At 61.2% G+C, this 6,208-nt stretch carries 4 protein-coding genes; 2 read left to right on the forward strand and 2 right to left on the reverse strand.

Translation table 11 applies throughout. The features are described from left to right. Positions 1 to 256 precede the first annotated feature (256 nt). Together AC0IW7_RS23940 and AC0IW7_RS23945 are read right to left on the reverse strand one after the other, a co-directional pair. On the reverse strand, positions 257 to 646 hold the full coding sequence (locus AC0IW7_RS23940) for a hypothetical protein (protein WP_471821272.1): 390 nt from the start codon (positions 644 to 646) through the stop codon (positions 257 to 259). Positions 647 to 678: 32 nt separating this feature from the next. Next, positions 679 to 1,308: a TetR family transcriptional regulator gene (locus AC0IW7_RS23945; RefSeq protein WP_471821273.1), complete on the reverse strand. Its 630-nt coding sequence runs from the start codon at positions 1,306 to 1,308 to the stop codon at positions 679 to 681. A 153-nt stretch (positions 1,309 to 1,461) separates the two neighbouring features. Here AC0IW7_RS23945 and AC0IW7_RS23950 point away from each other — a divergent pair, with 153 nt between their 5' ends. Both AC0IW7_RS23950 and AC0IW7_RS23955 read left to right on the forward strand, forming a co-directional pair. Then, positions 1,462 to 2,625 (forward strand): efflux RND transporter periplasmic adaptor subunit, encoded by a 1,164-nt coding sequence (locus AC0IW7_RS23950; RefSeq protein WP_471821274.1) that lies wholly within the window; start codon positions 1,462 to 1,464, stop codon positions 2,623 to 2,625. A 12-nt stretch (positions 2,626 to 2,637) separates the two neighbouring features. Then, the gene (locus tag AC0IW7_RS23955) at positions 2,638 to 5,814 is read left to right on the forward strand and encodes an efflux RND transporter permease subunit (protein WP_471821276.1); all 3,177 of its coding nucleotides are present in this window, start codon (positions 2,638 to 2,640) and stop codon (positions 5,812 to 5,814) included. The last annotated feature ends 394 nt before the right edge of the window (positions 5,815 to 6,208 follow it).

The raw sequence follows: 6,208 nt of genomic DNA on the forward strand, positions 1-6,208 counted from the left end.
GCCGCTCCGGGGGCACGGCGAGACGGGCCATCCTTGGCCCGACACGCCTTTCGCGGCTCCCGGCCGCTCAACCCCCTACACGGCGACTCCACTCGGCCTGCGATGAACGGGGCGGGGTGGATCACAAGCCAGATCAAAAGCAATAGATCACAGGCAGATCAAGATCAAAACCTCGAGGCTAAAGCCTCTCCTACAGGGACCGAGTTTCTGTAGGAGAGGCTTTAGCCTCGATTGAGGTACTGAGGATGACGAGTACTCACTGATTCAACGCCGGCGCCTGCAGCAAATACAACCCAGTGGTATTCAATGCAATGCGATACCGGCGAATCTCGCCCGGTACCAGGTCGACCAAAATGCTGGTGGCCTGGCTGATACCCGGTGAGCAAACACCCGGCCCGAGCAAGCCAAGCCTCACAGAGATGGCGCCCGGCGGCAGGTTAAAGGCCACCGATTGGCCCTGCCAAAGCCGCGCTGCAAGCTGGTCTTGCAGGTACAGGCCGATGTCACACGGGCTGCCGACTTCCAGGCGTTCGCGCGAGATGATCAACACGCCATAACCGTCGGATTGCGGCGTCGGTGCCTCAGCGAACTCGGCGTGTGCGAGCGTCGAAAGCAGCAGCAGCGAAAGGGTGAATAAAAAGCGCATGGTCAGCACTCCTGCCGGCGGGTTTTTCTAGCTTAGTTGCTCAGCGGCCATTGACGGGCCAGGCCGCGGAACAGGGTGTCGACCATCGGCGCCGCCTGTTCATCGGGGCGGTACAGGTCGGGGTCGCGCAGGTAGTCGCTGAACAGGCCGATCACCAGCCCGTGCAAATTCAATGCGGCCATGCGTGGGGTCATGGCGGGATGCAGATGGCCTTTATCGGCGGCGCGCTGGAATACGGTTTCGCACACGTCGATAAATTGCCGAACGAAGGCGTTGTGCCGGTCTTCGGCTTCGCGTAGCTCGTCGGTGAATTCGCAGCGAAACAGCAGGATGGTCATGATCCGCCGCCGCTGCTCGTCGTGGGCCAGGTCGATGAGCGCGTCCACGCAGATGTCGCGCAGGCTTTGCAGTGGTTCGCGGCCGTTGTCGGCCGATAGCAGTTCGGCCATTTGCTCCGGCGGCAGGCGAACCTGGTCGAGCATTTCGTGGAACAAATGGGCTTTGTTTTCAAAGTGCCAGTACACCGCGCCGCGCGTTACTTCGGCGGTTTTGGCGATTTGATCCAGGGTGGTGTGGCCCACGCCTTTTTGCAGAAACAACATCTCGGCGGCCAACAAAATGGCGCTGCGGGTTTTCTCTGCTTCTTCTTTGGTTCGGCGCATGGCGGTTGGGCTATTTCTGTCTAGGCTCTTGTTCAGTTAGAGCGGGGCGTAGGGCGTGAGTGTAATGCCTGTCAGGTTTTACAAACACACTTGTATGTATCGGCCGGCTCTGGATAGCTAACTTTCTGATGCGCCTGGGTCATGGAGACCGCTATGCCGTACGCCTTTTCTTCAGTTGTTTTGATTGCGCTGAGCCTGTTCAGTGCGAACAGTCTGGCCGCCGACGCGCCAGCAGCGGCCGCCCCGCCACCGCCGGAAGTGACCGTGGAAGTGGCCAAAGCCGAAACCTTTCCGCTAGTGCTGGAGTATTCCGGTCGCACCGCCGGTTACCGCGAGGTGCAGGTGCGCGCGCAGGTGAGCGGCATTTTGCAGCAACGGACCTACGACGAAGGCAGCAAGGTGAAAGCCGGTCAGGTGCTGTTTCGCATCGACCCTCGGCCGTATCAAGCGGCGCTGATGCGCGCTCAAGGCGCACTGGCGCAAGCGCAGGCGCGTTATCGCCAGACCGAGCGCGACCTCAAGCGCATTCGCGAGCTGCAAAAGAAGGGCTTCGCCAGCGAAAGCGAGCTGGATAACGCGGTGTCCAATTTCGAGCAGAGCAAGGCCAACGTCGAGGCGTCGAAGGCCGAGGTGGAGTCGCGGCAAATCGACCTCGACTACACCACGGTGGTCGCCCCCATTTCCGGCATCACCAGTAAACAGACGGTGTCCGAAGGCAGCCTGGTGGTGGCCTCCGATGCCAATGCCAGCCTGCTGACTCAACTCACGCAACTCGACCCGCTGTACGTCAACTTCGCCTACCCCGACACCGAGGCCGAGCGCCTGCGCGAGGGCGTACAAAGCGGCAAATTGGCGATGCCGGCTGACGGCAAATTATTCGCCCAGTTGAAGTTTGGCGATGGCAGCAGTTACCCCATCGAGGGCCGCGTCGACTTCACCGACAGCTTCGTCAGCAGCGGCACCGGCACCGTCAGTGCCCGCGCCGTGGTGCCCAACCCCGACCAGAAATTGCTGCCCGGCCAATTTATGCGCGTGGTGATCAAGGGCCTTACGCGCCCCAACGCCGTTACGGTGCCGGAGCGTGCCTTGCTGCAAGGGCCGAAGGGCACGTTTGTGTATGTGGTCGATGACCAGGGTGTCGCCCATGCTCGCCAGGTTGCCACCGGGCCGACGTCGGAGGGGCGGTGGGTGATCGAGTCGGGGGTAAGTGTGGGCGACAAGGTGATTGTCGAAGGCATTCTCAAGGTGCGCCCGGAGTCGCCGGTCAAAGCCACTGAGGCGAAGGCTGAAGCCGAACAACCTGCGAAAAAATCATAAAGGAGCGTCGCCGTGATCTCTCGCTTCTTTATTGATCGGCCGATTTTCGCCACGGTCATTTCCGTGGTTATCGTGCTCGCCGGGCTGGCGGCCATGCGCTCGCTGCCCATTTCCCAGTACCCGGAAATTCTGCCGCCGCAGGTGGCCGTCACCGCCAGTTACCCCGGCGCCAGTTCGCAGGTGATCGCTGAAACCGTGGCGGCGCCGCTGGAGCAGGAGATCAACGGCGTCGAGAACATGATTTACCAGCTCTCGAACTCCGACAGCAGCGGTGCGATGAGCCTGAACGTGTACTTCCAGGTCGGCACCGACCCGGACCAGGCGACCATCAACGTCAACAACAAAGTGCAGGCGGCGCTGGCGAAACTGCCGGAAGAAGTGCGTCGCCAAGGGGTGAAGGTGGAGAAGAAATCCTCCGACATCCTGCAAGTAATCACCCTGTATTCGCCGGACGGTTCCCGCGATCCGATCTTTATCAGCAACTACGCGCTGATCAACGTGATCGATGAACTCAAACGCCTGAAAGGCGTGGGTGATGCCAGTCAGTTTGGCTCCAAGGATTACTCCATGCGCATCTGGCTGCGCCCGGACAAGCTGGCGCAGTACAACCTCACGCCCACCGACGTGGTGAATGCCATTCAGGAGCAGAACTCGCAATTCGCCGCCGGCAGCTTTGGCAAACAGCCGCTGACCCAAGAGCAAGACTTCACCTATACGGTGACGACTCAGGGCCGTTTTGCCGACCCGAAAGAGTTCGAGAACATCATTCTGCGCACCGACGCCACCGGCGCCAGCTTGCTGCTTAAAGATGTGGCGAGAGTGGAGTTGGGCGCGCAGGACTATTCGCTGGTAACGACCCTGAACGGTCAGCAAAACGCCGCCTTCGGTATCTACCTGCAGCCGGGCGCCAACGCGTTGGATACCGCCAAGCTGGTGAACCAGACCATGGAACGCCTAGCCAAGCGCTTCCCTTCGGGCATCACCTACAAAATCCCCTACGACACCACCAAGTTCGTGACCGTTTCCATTGAAGAGGTGATTCACACGTTCTTCGAGGCGTTGGTGTTGGTGGTGCTGGTGGTGTTTATTTTCCTGCAGAACTGGCGCGCCACGCTGATTCCGGTGCTGGCCATTCCGGTGTCGCTGATCGGCACGTTTGCCGGCATGTATATGCTCGGTTTCTCGATCAACTTGCTGACCCTGTTCGGCCTGGTGCTGGCCATCGGCATCGTGGTGGACGATGCGATTGTGGTGCTGGAAAACGTCGAGCGGGTGATGCGCACCGAAAAATTGCCGCCGCGCGAGGCGGCGATCAAAGCGATGGAAGAAGTGACCGGGCCGATCGTCGCCATTGTGCTGGTGCTGTGCGCGGTGTTCATTCCGGTGGGCTTTCTCGGCGGGCTGGCGGGGCAGATGTATTCGCAGTTCGCCATCACCATTGCCGTGTCGGTGGCGGTGTCCGGCCTGGTGGCGCTGACGCTGTCGCCGGCGCTGTGCGCCTTGTTACTCAAGCCCGGGCACCACGAGCCAGCAGCGCCGTTCCGCTGGTTCAACACCTTCTTTGAACGCGCCACGAATGGCTACAGCCGGGGCGTGGTGTTCTTTCTCAAGCGCTCGATAATCGGCTTGCTGTTGTTCGGCGGCATGATCGCCTTGATGGTGGTGTTGTTCGGCCGCGTGCCGGGGTCGCTGGTGCCGGATGAAGACCAGGGCTACGTGATCAACGCCTACTTCCTGCCGGCCGCCGCCTCGCTGACGCGCACCGAGAAAGTGACCGGCGACGTGACCCAGCAACTGATGAAACACCCGGCCGTGCAAGACGTGGTGACCTTCGCCGGTTTCGACGTGCTCACCTTCGGCACGCGCAGCAACGCCGGGGTGTCGTTCGTGCCGCTGAAAGACTGGAGCGAGCGCACCACCGAGGAGCTGGACGCGCGCAACCTGCCCGGCGCGTTCATGGGCATGGGCGCCTCGCAAAAAGACGCCATGGTCATGACCTTCAACCCGCCGCCCATCACCGGCATGAGCACCACCGGCGGCTTCGAGGCGTACATCCAGGACCGCAGTGGCGGTAGCAGTGAAAAACTGGCTGAGACCGTTCACAAATTCATGGCCGAAGCCGCCAAGCGGCCCGAGCTGGCGGGCGTGAACACCACGTTCAACGCCGACGTGCCGCAGTACTACATCGACCTTGACCGCATCAAAGCGCGGGCCTTGGGCGTGGCGATCAACGATGTATTCACCGCCATGCAAACCACCTTCGGCAGCTACTACGTCAACGACTTCAACCTCTACGGCCGCACCTGGCAGGTGAGCTTGCAGGCGGAGGCGGAGTTCCGGCGCAAGCCCGAAGACCTGAGCCAGGTGTACGTGCGCTCGACCGCCACGTCAGAGCTGATTCCGCTGTCCTCATTGGTCAGCGTACGGCGCATTCTCGGCCCCGACAGTTATGCGCGGTTCAACGTGTACCCGGCTGCGAAAGTTCTCGGCGGACCGGCGCCCGGCTACAGCTCGGGGCAAGCGCTGCAAGCGATGCAGGAAGTAGCCGATGCCACGTTGGGCAGCGACTACACCATCGGCTGGATCGGCCAGGCGTATCAGGAACTGGCTTCGCAGGGCTCTGGCAGCACTGCGTTTCTGTTCGGGCTGGTGATGGTGTTCCTGATTCTTGCCGCCCAATACGAACGCTGGACCTTGCCGCTGGCCGTGGTCACGGCGGTGCCGTTCGCAGTGTTCGGCGCCATTCTGGCGGTATGGCTGCGCGGCATTCAGAACGACGTGTACTTCCAGGTCGGTTTGGTGACACTGATTGGTTTGGCGGCGAAAAACGCCATCCTTATCGTCGAATTCGCCGTACTGTGCCGCAGCCAAGGCATGAGCATTTACGACTCGGCGCTGGAGGCGGCCAAGCTGCGCTTCCGGCCCATCGTCATGACCTCGCTGGCGTTTATTCTCGGCTGTGTACCGTTGGCCATCAGCACGGGGGCGGGGTCGGCGAGTCGCCACTCCATCGGCACCGGGGTGATTGGCGGCATGTTGGCGGCGACGCTGCTGGCGACGTTTATGATTCCGATGTTTTATTTGCTGGTGGAAAGTGCGTCGGCGCGGATGGGGAGAGGGAAGGGGGATAAGGGGAAAGCGGTGGCGCCTGAGGTTCCTCGGGCGAGTGATTTGCCTGCGGATCGGTGATAACTGGGCGAGGCTGGATCCAGAGTTTTCCGTCGAGCGGCGATACCTGAACGAGCCTGGATTCCCGCCTTCGCGGGAATGACGGAGGTCTTATTCAAGTCCACCGTCATCCTCGCGCACGCGGCGGTCCGACGATTCGGGATCTAGGGTTTTTCGTCGAGCGGCGATAACTGAACGAGCCTGGATTCCCGCCTTCGCGGGAATGACGGAGGTCTTATTCAAACTCACCGTCATCCGCGCGCACGCGTCGGTCCGCCGATTCGGGATCTAGGGTTTTTCGTCGAGCGGCGATAACTGAACGAGCCTGGATTCCCGCTTTCGCGGGAATGACGGAGGTCTTATTCAAGTCCACCGTCATCCTCGCGCACGCGGCGGTCCGACGATTCGGGATCTA

It is taken from the genome of Pseudomonas sp. AC229, from assembly GCF_979254655.1.